The sequence below is a fragment of the Luteimonas sp. A611 genome, from assembly GCF_054072715.1.
Genome location: NZ_JBSVRP010000001.1, coordinates 463,441 through 478,308 on the forward strand (window position 1 = coordinate 463,441; position 14,868 = coordinate 478,308).

The window sequence follows — 14,868 nt, forward strand, 5'->3', positions numbered from 1 at the left end:
GACGACGACGGCGCCCGAAGGCGCCGTCGCTGGACTCTGTCAGAAAACCCCGCGCCGTGTCAGTAGGGCGCGTCGGGATGCTTGAGGTGGTAGCCGATGCGGGTGGGCTTGATGCTGTCCATCACCAGCGCGTAGCTGACCTTGTCATAGGTGCGGAACACCATCGCATGGCCGGCGAACTCGTCGGGCAGCCGCACCTTGTTCTCGAAGAACACGGTGTCTGCGTCGCGATCGGGCCCCTTTTCGACCCGGTCCACGGTATTGGTGCCTTCGCGCCAGAGCGAGAACACCGTGCCGTTGTCCACGCCCTCGCGGGCGCCAATCGACAGCACCACCACATCGCGCGGACCGCCGTGGGTCAGCGTGTCGGCCACCGCCAGCACGCGGGCGCGGCCGTACTCGAGCTGCTGCGCCGGTGCGTGCGGGAAGAACTGCAGGTCGTAGGGCTGGGCGTCGATCGCGATCAGGCGGTCGCCAACGCGCACTTCGCGCCCGGTTTCGTCCAGCAGCAGGGTGCTCGCCTGGATGCCACCGACCTCGCCACGCGTGATCGTGCCCACGTTGACCCGCTGCAGCTCGTAGCCAAGCAGTTCCTGGCCCTTGTCGGGCGTGACCACGTTGGTCCAGTACTGCTGGAAGTCGGCGATGCGCTTGCCGCGGAAGTCCAGGTCGTCCTTGTGGAACAGGTCGCAGCACAGGCCACTGCGGTCCAGGTGCGTATAGCGCACGGTCGGACGCACCACCGCGTAACGCTGGCCGGCGCTGGCGCCGGGCAGGCCGCGGATGTAGGCGACCTCGCCCTGGGTGACGCGCATGCGGTCTTCTTCGAGGCCCACCACGTAGGGCAGGTGCTCGAACTCGTCGACCACGCGCAGGTCCTTCAGGAAGGCCTCCACGTCCGACAGCGGGATCGCGTTGATCGGCTGCGCCGTCGCTTCGCGCGGCCCCTCGCTGGCGGTCACGCGGTTGAGGTAGGCCAGGCTGACCACGTCACCCGGATAGATCAGGTGCGGGTTGTGGATCTGCGGGTTGGCCTGCCAGATTTCCGGCCACAGCCAAGGCTTCTGCAGGAACTTGCCCGCGATGTCCCACAGCGTATCCCCACGCTGCACGACATAGGTATCGGGATGATCGCCACGCATGGTCTGCGCAGCCGCGTAGGTGGCCACCGTCATCAATGCGACCACGCACGTCGTGCGGAGCCCCTGAGAAAGGCGCTTAAGCATACGGGCCATCTAGTTGCTCCCCTTGAAGATTTCCCCGTGCAGCAGCCGCACTATAACGTACAAGTGGCGGCCGGTTGCAAGCCGCCGGGCGCTACAATGGCCAGCCGTTCCACGCGGTTGTGACCGCCGCCACCTTTCCGCCATGGCCCTGCTCCCGATCCTCGAATATCCCCACCCCCGCCTGCGGACCGTGGCCAGGCCGGTTGATGCCGGCCATCTGCAAGATCCTGTCTTCCAGCGCCTGCTCGACGACATGTTCCAGACCATGTACGAGGCGCCGGGCATCGGCCTGGCCGCGACCCAGGTCGACACGCACCAGCGCTTCATGGTGATCGATGTCACCGAAGGGCATGAGCAGCCGCTGGTCTTCATCAATCCGACCATCCGCGAACGCTCCGACGAGTTGCGCGCGCACCAGGAAGGCTGCCTGTCGATCCCGGGCATCTACGCCGACGTGACCCGCGCCGACGGCATCGTGGTCGACGCGCTGGACCGCCACGGCAAGCCGTTCGAACTGCGCGTGGACGGGCTGCTCGCGACCTGCGTGCAGCACGAGATCGACCATCTCGACGGCAAGCTGTTCATCGACTACCTCTCGCCGCTCAAGCGCGACCGCGCGATCAAGAAGCTCGACAAGCTGCGCAAGGGTCGCGACTAGGGCCACGCCGCCATGCGCATCGTCTTCGCCGGTACTCCCGACTTCGCCGTTGCCTCGCTGCGCGTGGCCGCCGCGCGCGGCGAGGTGGTGGCCGTCTATACCCAGCCCGACCGGCCCGCCGGGCGCGGGCGCGGGCTGGCGGCCTCGCCGGTCAAGCAGGAGGCGCAGCGCCTCGGACTGCCGGTGCTGCAGCCGCAGACGCTGCGCACGGTGGAGGCGCGCAAGGCGCTGCGCGCGCTGAAGCCGGACCTGATGGTCGTGGTCGCCTACGGCCTGCTGCTGCCGCCGAAGGTGCTGGCCATCCCGACCTTCGGCTGCTGGAACGTGCACGCTTCGCTGCTGCCGCGCTGGCGCGGCGCCGCGCCGATCCAGCGCGCGATCGAGGCCGGCGATGCCGAGACCGGCGTGTGCCTGATGCAGATGGAGCAGGGCCTGGACACCGGTCCGGTGCTGCTGTCGCAGACCACGCCGATCGCAGAATACGAGACCGGGGGGCAGCTGCATGGGCGCCTGGCCGATCTCGGCGCCCAGGTGCTGCGGGACGGCCTGGCGCTGCTGCGCGCAGGCGTGCGTCCGGCGCCGCGGCCGCAGCCGGAGGAAGGTGCCACCTACGCGCACAAGCTGGAGAAGGCCGAGGCGCGGCTGGACTGGCGACTGCCGGCCGAGGCGCTGGCGCGCAAGGTGCGCGCCTACGTGCCGTGGCCGGTGGCCGAGGGCGACGTTGCCGGCGAGGTGCTCCGCATCCACGGCGCGGTCGCGCTGCCGCTGGCACATCGGGCCGCGCCAGGAACGGTGCTGGTGGCCGCCCGCGACGGCATCGATATCGCCTGCGGCGAAGGCGCCCTGCGGATCCGCTCCCTGCAGCGGGCCGGCGGCAAGGTCGTGACCGCCGCCGACTACCTCAACGCACGGCGTGACCTGCTGCGTGTGGGATGAGTCGACGCCAGCTCCAGTCGTGCGGCACACAATGGGCACGTAACGGCAGCGCAGGACGATGACCATGAATTCCAGAACCGGCGCCGCAGCGCGCGTGGCGGCAGCCAGCGTGCTCGATGCGGTGCTGCAGGGCCGCTCGCTGAAGACCGAACTGGCGGCCGCGTTGCCGAAGATCGCCGATCCGCGCGATCGTGCGTTGATCGAGGCGATCTGCTTTGCCGCGCTGCGCAACCGCCCGCGCTACGAGGCCGCGCTGCAGGCATGGATGCCAAGGCCGCTGGGGCAGCGGGACGCGCCACTGCGCGCGCTGCTGTACGTCGGCTTCGCCCAGCTCGATCCGCTGCAGCTGCCCGCCCACGCCGCGCTGGCCGCGACGGTCGACGCGGTCCGCGTGGCGGGGCGCAGCCACCAGGCCGGCCTGGTCAATGCGCTGCTGCGCCGGGCGCAGCGCGATGGGCTGCCTGCCGGCGACATGGAAGTGGCTTGGCCCGGGTGGCTGCGCGAGCGCATCCGCAGCGACTGGCCGCAGGATGCCGAGGCCATCTTCAGCGCCAGCGCCGTGCCGGCGCCGACCTGGCTGCGCGTCAATCGCGGCCGCGGCAGCGTCGAGGACTATGCCGCGCGCCTCGCCCAGGCCGGCATCGCGCATGCGCTGGTCGACGGACTTGCGGATGCGATCCGCATCGACGCGCCGGTATCGCCGACCACGCTTCCGGGGTTTGCCGGGGGCGACGTGTCGGTGCAGGACGCCGCCGCGCAGCGCGTGGCCGATGCGCTGTCGCCGGCGCCTGGTGCGCGCGTGCTGGATGCCTGCGCCGCACCCGGAGGCAAGTCCGCGCACCTGCTCGAGCGCGACCCCAGCCTGCAGCTGACCGCCATCGACATCGACGAGCGTCGCCTGCGCCGGGTGCGCGAGACCCTGGATCGCCTGGGCCTCGGCACCAGCGCGCGCCTGGTCGCGGCCGACGCCATCGACACCGCCGCCTGGTGGGACGGCGTGCCCTTCGAGGCGATCCTGCTCGATGCCCCGTGCTCGGGCACCGGCATCGTGCGCCGCCAGCCCGACGTGCTGCTGCACCGCCGCGCATCCGACCTGGCCGCGCTTACCGGCCTGCAGGCACGCCTGCTCGATGCGCTGTGGCCGCTGCTCGCGCCCGGCGGCCGCCTGCTCTACACCACCTGCTCGATCCTCAAGTCCGAGAACGACGACCAGGTTGCCGCCATGCTCGAGCGCACGCCGGACGCGCGCGCCGAGGTGCTGGACGCATCCCTGGGACGTGACCAGGGGCCGGGCCGTCAGCGTTTGACCGGCGAGCAGGGCATGGACGGCTTCTACTACGCCAGCCTGCTGCGCGACGGCCCATGACCGCCGCGCGGTGCAGCACCTGTCGGATCGCCGGCACGCGCCACTAGAATGGCCCGACTGACCAGAGGCCGCAGCATGACCGGATGCCGCAAGTGCGTGCGGGAGGTCCGCAAGGACGTTCCGGGACAGGTGTGCCCCGCGTGTGACCGCCACGGGCGTTTGGCCGGGACTGTGTTGCAACCGCACTGGAGTTCCGCGGGCGGATGCTCCGCCTGGCCGGTGCCTGGAGGTGGCCGGTGACGGCCGCCACAGCGAAGCCGCGTGTCCTCCATTTCGTCACCGGGGGCTTTTCGAGTGGTTCGATCCAGGTGGCGATCCAGCTGGTCAACGCCGAGCGCGATGGCGGGCGGGTCGAGCCGCTGCTGGTCCTGCGGCGCAAGTCCCGGACAGATCCGGCGCGCGTGGCCGAGCTGGAGGCGGCAGGCACGCCGGTGCGGGTGGTGGCCGGCTGGTCACATGTCGCCACGGTGCTCGCGCTGGTACGGCTGTGCCGGGAGTTCAGGCCCGACGTGCTGGTCGCGCACGGGTTCAGCGAGCACCTGTGGGGGCGCTATGCCGGGCTGATCGCGAAGGTGCCGCATTTGGTCCATGTCGAACACAACACGCGCGAGCGCTATACCCGCTGGCGCCGTGCGCAGATGCGCTGGCTGGCGGCGCGCACCGCGCGCATCGTCGGCTGTTCGGAAGGGGTGCGTGAGGTGCTGCTCGGGATGGGTATGCCGCCGGAGCGCACGATCGCCATTCCCAACGGGATCCGCCTCGAGCCGTTCCAGGTGTCCACGCCCGTGCCTCCGTCGCAGCGCGTTGCGGGCATCGTCATGGCGTCGCGGCTGTCGCGGCAGAAGGACCACGCCACCCTGCTGCGCGCGGTCGCGGTGCTGAAGGAGCGGGGCCTGACGCCGCCGGTGCTGATCGCGGGGCACGGCAAGCCGCGCTACCGGCGACCGCTGGAAAAGCTGTGCAGCTCGCTCGGCCTGGATGGGCAGGTGCGGTTCCTCGGCCTGTGCCGGAACGTGCCCGAGCTGCTGCTGGGCCACCGCATCTCGGTGCTCGCCACCCACTACGAGGGCATGCCGCTGGCGCTGATCGAAGGCATGGCGGCGGGCTGCGTCGCGATCGGGAGCGCGGTGCCCGGCGTGCGTGAACTGCTGCACCACGACGTCGACGGCCTGCTGGTGCCGGAATCAGATCCGGTCGCGCTCGCCGACGCGCTCGCGAACGCGCTGCAGGACGACGCCCTGGCCGACCGGCTCGGCGCGGCCGGGCGCGAGGCGGCCATGTCGAGGCACTCGCGCGAACTGATGAACGAGCGCTACGAGGACCTGTTCTTCGAGCTGGTGGCAACAGCGCCCGGCGCCTGACGCGCGTCCGCAATCAGCGCAGCGCCTGCGCGACCTCTTCCACGCTGGCCCATCGCCCTGCGTAGGGAAACAGCGTCACCTGCGGACCCACCGGCGCCCAGGCCGCCGTCGACGGTGGCCCGTGGATGCTCACCAGGCGCGCGCCGACGCCGGCGGCGATATGCCCGGGACCGGTGTCGTTGGAAACCGCCGCATGCGACAGCGCCAGCAGCGCGGAATAGATGCCCAGGTCGACGCCGGGGAACAGGATTGCGCCGGGGGTACGCGCGCGCGCTGCATCTTCCTCACCCGGCCCGGGACAGACCACCACCGTGCGGCCCCGTTCCAGCAAATGGCGGGTGATGTCGGCGAAGCCGGGCCAGACCTTGCGGTCGGCGCGATCGTCGCTGCCGCTGAACGGGCACAGCACCACGTAGGAACCGGTCGCAATGCCCGCCTGGGCCAGCAGTGCGCTGGCGGCTGCGGTCTGGCCGGCGCTCGGAACCAGGTCGAGGTTGGACGGAAACGGCAGGTCTTCGCGCAGGAATGCGTTGACGATCCGCCAGTACTCCTCGCCCATATGCAGCCCCCGGGGCCGCGGGTAGGCCTCGTGCAGGAACAGCTGCCTGCCGTCGTAGGCATAGCCCACTGGCCGGAAGCCGGCGAGCCGGGTCTCGACCGCCGAGGAAATGGAGCGCGTGAACAGCAGCGCGCCCGGCCTGCTTCCAGGCTCGTGCGCGCGCATTGCGCGGGACACCTGCCGCAGCTGCCCGATCGCAAGCCGGTGCCGTTCGTCGCGAACCGTCACCGGCAACGCCAGGCCCTCCAGCAGCGCGGGCGCCCAGCGCTTGCCGTACAGATGCACCGAATATCCAGCCAGGCTGAGGCGACGGATCGCCGGCACCGACAGCACCACTTCACCCACCCAGTTGCACAGGCGGACGAGCAGCGGGCCTCGGGTACCTGGAGCCGGTGGGGCTGGAGTGTCGGACATCAGTGGTTCCAGGTTGCGGAGAGGGTCACGGTGCAAGGAAGCCTGCGGCGTGCGGCCGGCACGGGCCGCGATGGTGCATCACCGTCGCGCGGCCTGTCACCAGCGCAGCGGCCGCAGCGCCACTTCGCGCGCAAGCCGGTCATGCAGCGCGCGCGCATCGTCCAGCGGCAGCCAGCGCATCCGCAGCGGTGGCGCCATTGGGCTGGCGCCGGCGGTATCGAGCCACAGCGAGGCCATGCCGAAGCGGCGGTCGAGCGGCGACTGGCGCAGCTGCAGCGCCTGCAGCTTGTCGATCTCGGCAAAGCGCCAGTGGCGCGACCACCAGCCCTCGCGGACGGCCACCAGGCGCGCGTCGACGTGATAGCCGGCGAAGCGCGCGTGGCGCGTGGCCAGCAGCCAGCCCCACGGCAGCCACAGCAGGCCGAGCAGGCCCCAGGCGCCCAGGTACCAGCACAGGCCGGCGCTGAGCAGAAGGCCGAATACCGCATCACCCAGCAGCAGCCGCAGCCACGCGTGCCGATGCAGCGGGCGCCAGCCTTGCGGTGGCCAGGCGAGACCGTCGAGCAGATGGCGCAGCAGCGCGTCGCAGGCCTCCGGCGTGGCAATGGGGGCAAGCTCCGGCGCATCGCGCGCCTGGCCCTCACCGCTGCCGGTCTGCGCACCGGCGGTATCGATCGACAGCGAGCGCCGCGCGAACAGGCGGTGCAGGATTCCTTCGCGCAGCGTCCAGGCCTGGATGCGGCGTCGCGACACGCTGCTGCGCACGCGCGACAGCAGCCCGCGCTCGACGGTCAGGCGACGTCCGTGCTCGCGCAGTTCGAAGCCGTGGTAGCGCACGATCGCCAGCAGCACCGAGAACAGCCGCACCAGCGCCAGCGCCAGCAGCAGCACGCCCGTCGCCGCCAGCGCGGTCGAGGTCCAGCCGCCATTGATGTGCTCGGCGTAACCGGACAGCTCGCTGCGGGCAAGGTTGAAACCCTGCTTGAAGGCGTTCTCGGGCAGCGCCTGCCAGGCCAGGGCGAACGCGGCGCCCACCACCACCATGCCGCGATTGGAGATCAGCCCCAGCCGCACGATTTCCGACAGCGGCAGCGCCAGCAGGGTGTGTCCGCGCTCCGGCATCGCCGCCGTGTCCACAAGCCCCGGCGTGTCTTCGGCGTCCCGTGCGCGGTGCCGGAGCAGTCGCTCCAGCGCCAGCGCGTCGTCCAGCTGCAGCACCCGCATCTGCGCCTCGGGTTTGGTGCCGCCGGCCGATTCGAGCTTCACCTCGGCCACGTCGAACAGCCGGTGCAGCAGCGTCTGGCGCAGTTCGACGTTGTGGATGCGCGAGAACGGCACCTGGCGCAGGCTGCGCTCGAGCAGGCCGCTGCGGATCACCAGGCTGTCGCCCTCGATGCGGTAGCGATAGGTGAAATAGCGCCAGACCGACAGCAGCGCCAGCACCACCACGGCGACGCCCGCGGCGATCAGCTGGTAGCCCTCGTCGCGGCGACCGCCGAACACGACCAGCACCAGCAGCGGCACCAGGAACTGGCGCAGCGAGCCAAGCAGAACGAACAGCCAGGACCAGGGATGCAGGCGCCGGTCCACGGACGGGGCCTGTGGTGCCGGCTCAGGCGTCGTCGTCGTCATGCTCGATCCAGCGCGCCAGGTGGTCGCGTAGCCGCTCGGCGTCCTGCGCATCCAGCCCGGCGGTCGCCACCGAGTTGTTGCGGCTGCCGGCGGTGTGGATCACCAGGGTCGACAGCTTGAAGTGCCGCTCGATCGGCCCGTGCTGGATGTCCAGGTGCTGCACGCGCGACCTCGGCACGAAGGTCTCCTGGCGCCACAGCCGCCCGCGGCGCAGGGCATAACCGTCGCCATCCAGCCGCCAGCGCGTGCAGGCGTGGCGGCGCAGGCCCATCCAGGCGCCCAGCGCCGGCAGCACGACCAGTAGCGCGAGCGCGAGCGGCAGCCCGATGGACGATTCGAGCAACAGGCCGATGGGGACGAGGAGGGCCAGGGCGACTACGCCGTTGCCGAACACGTTGCCGGCCACGAACAGCCAGCGCGCGCGCGGCGGCAGCGGCTGCCAGTCGTCCGTGGCGGCGATCGGCTCCGGATCCGGCGGTGGAGAGGGCTCGCTCATCCGCGCTCCAGGTCGGCGTACGGATTGGACACGTGGCTGCCGGGCGGCTGCGCCTTGAAGCGTTTGTAGGTCCACTGGTACTGGGCCGGGTCGCGCCGCGCGATGCGCTCGACGTCGGCATTGAGCGCGGCGGTCGCGACCTGGGCGTCATTCGAATCGATGCCCGGCGAGGCCGCCATGATCCGCAGTGCGTGTCCAGGCCCCGGTCCGATGCGTTCGCACCAGGCGAACAGCACCGTCGCGCCGCTGCGCGCGGCGAGCCGGCCGAGCAGGGTCATGGTCGAGGCCTGCACGCCGAAGAACGGTGCGAACGCGCCATCGCCGCCCTTGGGCTGCTGGTCGGGCAGGATGCCGACCACGCCGCCGGCCTGCAGCCGCTTGTAGAGCTGGCGCACGCCGGCGCCTTCGGCCCGTACCTGGGTGATGCGCCCGGCGTCGGCATCGGCGCGCACCCGGCGCAGGAAGGCCTCGCCGATCGCGGACTCCGGCGGCTTGTAGAGGATCGCCAGCGGCGTCTTCGCCGCCAGCCACTGGTTGAGCAGCTCCCAGTTGCCGAAATGGGGCGCGGCCACGATCAGGCCGCGGCCGGCGGCCAAGGCCTCGTCGAACAGCGCCTCGCCATGGACCTCGTGGATCAGGCCCAGGCTCTCGGCGTGCGGGCGGGTCCACAGCCGCAGCGTCTGCAGGGTCTGCAGGCCGGTCGAGCGCAGGATGCGGCCGCGCCAGTCGGCACGCTCGAGCGGCAGCATCTCCGGATAGGCCAGTTCCAGGTTGCGCAGCGCGACCACGCTCTCGCGCGCGCCGGTACGCAGCCACACCCAGGCCAGCGCGTCGCCCATGCGCCGCAGCGCCGGCCACGGCAGCCGTCCGATCGCCGCGGCAAGCGCATACAGGAGGCGGGCAAGGAGGTCGGTCACGCGGCCAGTGTAGCGAGGGCGGGCAGTGGACCGCCGCCCGGTCCCAGGTTTGTCATCCCGAGCGCAGCGAGGGATCTGCTTCCGGCCTTGGACGAACCGCGGAGCCCTCAGCTGCGCCCGCAATGACAAACCATTAGGCTTTGGCGGACTTGGCACCCGTTCCACGCCCCGCGGCTCTTGGCCCCGTCGTCCAATCAGCCGTTCCCGGGCGCTCCGCGGTCTCTGACGCCACTCTCCGCTTCCAATTCCCGCCTCCCCAGACCATGCTCTCCCTCATCCAGCGCGTCAGCCAGGCCAGTGTCAGCGTCGACGGTGAGACGCTCGGCCGGATCGGGCCCGGCCTGGTCGCGCTGGTGGGCGTGGAGCCGGGCGACGGCGCGGGCCAGGTCGCCAGGATGGTCGACCGGCTGCTGGGCTACCGCGTATTTGCCGACGCCGAGGGGCGGATGAACCGTTCCCTGTCCGACACCGGCGGCGGGCTGCTGCTGGTCAGCCAGTTCACCCTGGCGGCCGACACGCGCTCGGGGATGCGCCCCGGATTCAGCACCGCGGCAGCGCCGGCCGAGGCCCGGCAGGTGTTTGACCAACTGCTGGCTGAATGCCGCGCCCGCCACCCCGGCGCCGTGGAAACCGGTCGATTCGGAGCGCACATGGTGGTGGACCTGGCCAATGACGGGCCGGTGACCTTTCTGCTGAAAGCCTGATCCGGGCCCGCCCGCCGAGGGCGCGGCTTGCCCGGTTGAGGAGGCCGCTGCCCAGCGCGCTGCATGCGCAGGCGCTCCTCCGGGTCCCGCGATGCCGTTTCCAGACCCTGGCGCTGGAAACCTGCCGATCCGCCCCCATCTGTTGTCGGGTCCGGCCGGTGGAGGCCGGGTCCAGGCCGTCCGCGCAGGATCCGAGCGGGCTGCAATGGTATAATTACGGGTTCACTTTTCCCCCCGGGTGCGCGCCTCATGGCGAATGAACGTCCAGCCGAACAGTCCGCCATCAAGCTCCTGATTTCCAAGGGGCTCGAGCAGGGCTATCTGACCTACGCCGAAGTCAACGATCACCTGCCCGACGATCTCGTCGATCCGGAGAAGATCGAGGACATCATCGGCATGATCAACGGCATGGGCATCGAGGTGCACGAAGTTGCGCCCGACGTCGAATCGCTGCTGCTCACCGGCGACTCCACCGGCAACCGCGAAGTCGATGACACCGCGGCCGAGGAAGCGGCGGCCACGCTGACCGCGCTCGATGCCGAGGGCGGCCGCACCACCGACCCGGTGCGCATGTACATGCGCGAGATGGGCACGGTCGAGCTGCTGACCCGCGAAGGCGAGATCGCCATCGCCAAGCGCATCGAGGAAGGCCTGAACCAGATGCTGGCCTCGCTGGCCAGCTTCCCGTGGTCGGTGCAGCTGCTGCTCGAGGACTTCGAGCTGCACAAGGCCGGCAAGAAGCGGCTGGCCGAACTCGTGGTCGGCTTCAACGATCAGGAAGAGCCCGTGGCGGAGCCGCCCGCTCCCGCTCCGGCGCCCGCCCCTGCTGCCGCCGCCGCTGCCGCCGGCACCGCCGCAGATGGCGCAGAGGCGGAGGAGGAAGAGGAGGCCGCCGAGGAGGCCGAGGAGGCCGGCCCGACCGGTCCGGATCCGGCCGAGGTCGCGCGCCGCATGGAGGCGCTCGCCGCGCTGTATACCAAGTTCCAGAAGACCTACGCCAAGAGCGGCGCCGAGGCCAAGCCCGCGCTGAAGCTTCGCGAGGAAATGGCCGAGATCTTCACCAGCCTCAAGCTGCCGCTGCCGCTGACCGACACCCTGGTCCGCAAGCTGCGCGAGGTGGTCGGCCAGATCAAGGACCACGAGCGCCGCATCCTCGACCTGTCCACGCGCGTGGCCAGGATGCCGCGCAGGGATTTCATCCGCGCATGGGATGGCAACCAGACCAACCTGGGCTGGGTCGATGACGTGCTCAAGCGCAAGCAGAAGTGGTCGAGCGGCATGCGCGAGGTCAAGGACCAGATCATCGCCGAACAGGAAGCCACCCTCGCGGTCGAGAAGGCGATGATGGTCACGCTGGCCGACCTGCGCGAGATCAACCGTGCGATGGCCTATGGCGAAGCCAAGGCGCGCAAGGCCAAGAAGGAAATGGTCGAGGCCAACCTGCGCCTGGTGATCTCCATCGCCAAGAAGTACACCAACCGCGGCCTGCAGTTCCTCGACCTCATCCAGGAAGGCAACATCGGCCTGATGAAGGCGGTGGACAAGTTCGAGTACCGCCGTGGCTACAAGTTCTCGACCTACGCCACCTGGTGGATCCGCCAGGCGATCACCCGCTCGATCGCCGACCAGGCGCGCACCATCCGCATCCCGGTGCACATGATCGAGACGATCAACAAGCTCAACCGCATTTCCCGCCAGATGCTCCAGCAGTACGGCCGCGAGGCCACGCCAGAGGAGCTGGCCAAGGAAATGGAGATGCCCGAGGACAAGATCCGCAAGGTGATGAAGATCGCCAAGGAGCCGATCTCCATGGAGACCCCGATCGGCGACGACGAGGACTCGCACCTGGGCGACTTCATCGAGGACACGAACGTCGAGTCCCCGGTGGAGGCCACGACCAACATCAACCTGTCCGAGACCGTGCGCGACGTGCTCGCCGGGCTGACCCCGCGTGAGGCCAAGGTGCTGCGCATGCGCTTTGGCATCGACATGAACACCGATCACACGCTGGAAGAAGTCGGCAAGCAGTTCGACGTCACCCGCGAGCGCATCCGCCAGATCGAGGCCAAGGCGCTGCGCAAGCTGCGCCATCCCAGCCGCTCCGAGCAACTGCGCTCGTTCCTCGATATCGACTGAGGCGCGGCACCGGCCTGCAGGTCCGCCGCTGGCGGTCCTGGGCCCCATCGATCGCCCCGGCGTGCCTTGCGCGCCGGGGCGATTGTCGTCTGGGTCGGCGAAACCTGAACGGCGCTGCGGCGGCGCGCCGGGCTTCGCGCGATGCCGACATGGCCATCGGCAAAGTGCCTCCCGACGGCGCACCTAGCGCCGGAAACAGGAGACCTTTCGATGAATACCGCCAAGACCCTTCTTGCGCTTGCTCTTGCCGCCGGCCTGGGCGCCTGTTCCAACGCCGACCAGGCCCAGAACTCCGCCCAGGAAGCCGCCAACTCGGCGACCGAAGCGCAGCAGGCCGCCCAGAACGCAGCCAGCACCGGCGACACGGCTGCGGCGCAGTCTGCCCAGGCCGCCGCTGATGCGGCCGACGCCGCAGCGGACGCGACCTCCCAGATCGCCGGCCAGGTTGGCGGCGCGGGTGACGACATGACCCGTCGCGACGACCTCGCCGATGCCGCCGAGAAGGCCGCTGACGCTGCCGAGCAGGCGCAGGACGCCGCTGAGGAAGCCAACGCCGCGGCCGACGGCCGCAACAACACCGACGGCCAGTAAGCCGTCACCCCGACGACCGGGCGGCTTGCGCCGCCCGGCTCGTGTCGCGCAGCCGTGGCCGGACTCGTCGACTGGCCCCGGTTGCGCGATTTTTGTTTGCAGGTTGGCGACCGGCACTGGCGCGATGGCTGGCATCCCATCCGGCACCAGGTGATCCACTCCCCCACCGGACCCCGATCCCCGACCCGACTCCGCCAACTGCCGGCTCCGGACGGTGTCCGCATCCCTGATGTCGGCTTCAACCCGCGCCGGCGCAGCCCGCCGGCCCTCAGCAGCAACTGCAGGCCCCGCGGTGCGGTGATAATGGGCGTCGCGCGGGCCTATAGCTCAACGGTCAGAGCAGGGGACTCATAATCCCTTGGTTCCAGGTTCGAGTCCTGGTGGGCCCACCAAATACTCATCCAGCTAAGTCCGCTCCCGTCCGGGACGCCCGATTAGTAGGCCAATTAAAGCCGGATTCTCGTCCAGAGGCGTCCGTCTGAATCCGCTTGCATCCGGTGAAAAAGTGAGTCAGGCTGTGTGTCAGGCAGCGGTGTGGACTGCTTCTGACTCGCAACCGGGCGACTCACATGCTCACGGATACGAAGATTCGAGCGCTTAAGCCTCAGGCCGCCGGCTACCGCGTCGCGGATTCGAATGGGCTGTGCATCGAAGTCCGGCCGACCGGTGCGAAGGTCTGGCGCTATCGGTATCGCTTCGAGGGCCGCCCCAGCATCATCACCCTTGGGGACTACCCTGCCATGACGCTCATGCAGGCGAGGGCCGAACGGGAGAAGCAACGCCAGTACCTAAAGGGCGGGGCCAACCCGGCCCACGTTGCCCAGAGCGAGAAGGCGGTCCGCTCTGAGCGCGTCGCCAACACCTTTGGTGCGATTGGCCTGGAGCATCTGGCCAAACGTTCCCGGGAGGGTTTGGGAGCGGCCTCCGTGGCTCGTGAGCGGCGCCACATCGAGAAGGACCTCGCCCCGCTGGCCAACCTTCCCATTTCCGAGGTCTCGGCCCCCGTTCTTCTGGCCGCCCTCCGCAAGCTGGAGGCCCGAGGCATCGCCGAGACGGCTCACCGCGCCCGTTCGCTGGCTGGGCGGATCTTCCGTTACGCGATCGCTACCGGTCGCGCTGACCGGAACCCCGCTGCCGACCTGGCGGGGGCGCTGGAACGTCCGCAAACCAAGCATTTCGCCAGCGTGACAGATCCCAAGGACATTGCCCGGGTCCTGCGCGCGCTGTGGGCCTACCAGGGAGCTCCGGCCACGCAGGCGGCTCTCAAGCTCGCTCCGTTGACCTTCGCGCGTCCTGGGGAGCTGCGGGCCGCTAAGTGGGCCGACATCGACCTTGAGGCGCAGGAGTGGCGCTACATCGCGACCAAGACTGGGACGCCCCACATCGTGCCGCTGGCGGACCAAGTGTCGGAGGTCCTGCGAGACCTGCACCCGATTACCTGCCGCAGCCCCTACGTCTTCCCCAGCGTGCGCAGCGCTTCGCGCCCGATGAGCGAGAACACCGTGAATGCCGCCCTGCGGAACCTGGGGTTCGACAACACGACCCTCGTGGGCCACGGCTTCCGCGCAATGGCCCGGACGGTTCTGGACGAGGTGCTCGGCTTCCGTCCGGACTACATCGAACACCAGCTCGCTCACGCCGTCCGCGACCCGAACGGTCGAGCCTACAACCGCACCGCGCACTTGGTAGAGCGTCGCAAGATGATGCAAGCCTGGGCCGACTATCTGGATGGGCTCAGGACTGACTCGAACGTCGTTGGCCTCCGTGCCCGCGATGCCGCCTGAGGAGGGCGTTGCGTCTACGGAATCGAAAAGAATCGGGCTCAGCCCGTAAAGCGGCCGAACCGGGAGTTGGCGCTCCCGGCCGGCCTAC

The 14,868-nt window shown here is 70.0% G+C and carries 13 protein-coding genes and 1 tRNA gene; 9 read left to right on the top strand and 5 right to left on the bottom strand.

What is annotated here, in order from left to right; translation table 11 throughout:
- Positions 1 to 59 precede the first annotated feature (59 nt).
- Positions 60 to 1,226 (bottom strand): LysM peptidoglycan-binding domain-containing protein, encoded by a 1,167-nt coding sequence (locus ACW5EG_RS01980; protein ID WP_457021387.1) that lies wholly within the window; start codon positions 1,224 to 1,226, stop codon positions 60 to 62.
- Positions 1,227 to 1,368: 142 nt separating this feature from the next.
- Here ACW5EG_RS01980 and def point away from each other — a divergent pair, with 142 nt between their 5' ends.
- From def to ACW5EG_RS02000, 4 genes are all read left to right on the top strand, one after another.
- A complete protein-coding gene (def, locus tag ACW5EG_RS01985) occupies positions 1,369 to 1,884 on the top strand; it encodes a peptide deformylase (RefSeq protein WP_457017041.1) in 516 nt (171 codons plus the stop codon).
- 12 nt (positions 1,885 to 1,896) lie between these two features.
- On the top strand, positions 1,897 to 2,820 hold the full coding sequence (fmt, locus tag ACW5EG_RS01990) for a methionyl-tRNA formyltransferase (protein WP_457020709.1): 924 nt from the start codon (positions 1,897 to 1,899) through the stop codon (positions 2,818 to 2,820).
- A 58-nt stretch (positions 2,821 to 2,878) separates the two neighbouring features.
- Positions 2,879 to 4,186 (top strand): 16S rRNA (cytosine(967)-C(5))-methyltransferase RsmB, encoded by a 1,308-nt coding sequence (rsmB, locus tag ACW5EG_RS01995; protein ID WP_457020710.1) that lies wholly within the window; start codon positions 2,879 to 2,881, stop codon positions 4,184 to 4,186.
- A 236-nt stretch (positions 4,187 to 4,422) separates the two neighbouring features.
- Positions 4,423 to 5,547: a glycosyltransferase gene (locus ACW5EG_RS02000; protein ID WP_457020711.1), complete on the top strand. Its 1,125-nt coding sequence runs from the start codon at positions 4,423 to 4,425 to the stop codon at positions 5,545 to 5,547.
- Positions 5,548 to 5,560: 13 nt separating this feature from the next.
- Here ACW5EG_RS02000 and ACW5EG_RS02005 read toward each other — a convergent pair whose 3' ends face one another.
- From ACW5EG_RS02005 to ACW5EG_RS02020, 4 genes are all read right to left on the bottom strand, one after another.
- A complete protein-coding gene (locus tag ACW5EG_RS02005; RefSeq protein WP_457020712.1) occupies positions 5,561 to 6,520 on the bottom strand; it encodes a glycosyltransferase family 9 protein in 960 nt (319 codons plus the stop codon).
- A 96-nt stretch (positions 6,521 to 6,616) separates the two neighbouring features.
- Positions 6,617 to 8,152, bottom strand: coding sequence for a PH domain-containing protein (locus ACW5EG_RS02010; RefSeq protein WP_457020713.1), 1,536 nt, complete (start codon positions 8,150 to 8,152; stop codon positions 6,617 to 6,619).
- The gene (locus ACW5EG_RS02015) at positions 8,133 to 8,648 is read right to left on the bottom strand and encodes a PH domain-containing protein (RefSeq protein WP_457020714.1); all 516 of its coding nucleotides are present in this window, start codon (positions 8,646 to 8,648) and stop codon (positions 8,133 to 8,135) included. Before ACW5EG_RS02015 ends, ACW5EG_RS02010 begins: the two co-directional genes overlap by 20 nt.
- Positions 8,645 to 9,676 (bottom strand): lauroyl acyltransferase, encoded by a 1,032-nt coding sequence (locus ACW5EG_RS02020; protein ID WP_457018377.1) that lies wholly within the window; start codon positions 9,674 to 9,676, stop codon positions 8,645 to 8,647. Before ACW5EG_RS02020 ends, ACW5EG_RS02015 begins: the two co-directional genes overlap by 4 nt.
- 152 nt (positions 9,677 to 9,828) lie before the next feature.
- Here ACW5EG_RS02020 and dtd point away from each other — a divergent pair, with 152 nt between their 5' ends.
- The 5 genes from dtd to ACW5EG_RS02045 all read left to right on the top strand — a co-directional run bounded on the left by dtd (position 9,829) and on the right by ACW5EG_RS02045 (position 14,780).
- Positions 9,829 to 10,269, top strand: coding sequence for a D-aminoacyl-tRNA deacylase (gene dtd / locus ACW5EG_RS02025; RefSeq protein WP_457017050.1), 441 nt, complete (start codon positions 9,829 to 9,831; stop codon positions 10,267 to 10,269).
- Between the two features lie 249 nt (positions 10,270 to 10,518).
- On the top strand, positions 10,519 to 12,405 hold the full coding sequence (gene rpoD, locus ACW5EG_RS02030; protein ID WP_457017052.1) for an RNA polymerase sigma factor RpoD: 1,887 nt from the start codon (positions 10,519 to 10,521) through the stop codon (positions 12,403 to 12,405).
- A gap of 210 nt (positions 12,406 to 12,615) precedes the next feature.
- Positions 12,616 to 12,996: a hypothetical protein gene (locus tag ACW5EG_RS02035; RefSeq protein ID WP_457017053.1), complete on the top strand. Its 381-nt coding sequence runs from the start codon at positions 12,616 to 12,618 to the stop codon at positions 12,994 to 12,996.
- Between the two features lie 316 nt (positions 12,997 to 13,312).
- A tRNA-Ile gene (locus ACW5EG_RS02040) sits at positions 13,313 to 13,388 on the top strand.
- A gap of 177 nt (positions 13,389 to 13,565) precedes the next feature.
- Entirely contained in the window at positions 13,566 to 14,780 is a 1,215-nt protein-coding gene (locus ACW5EG_RS02045) for a tyrosine-type recombinase/integrase (RefSeq protein WP_457020715.1), read from the top strand.
- The last annotated feature ends 88 nt before the right edge of the window (positions 14,781 to 14,868 follow it).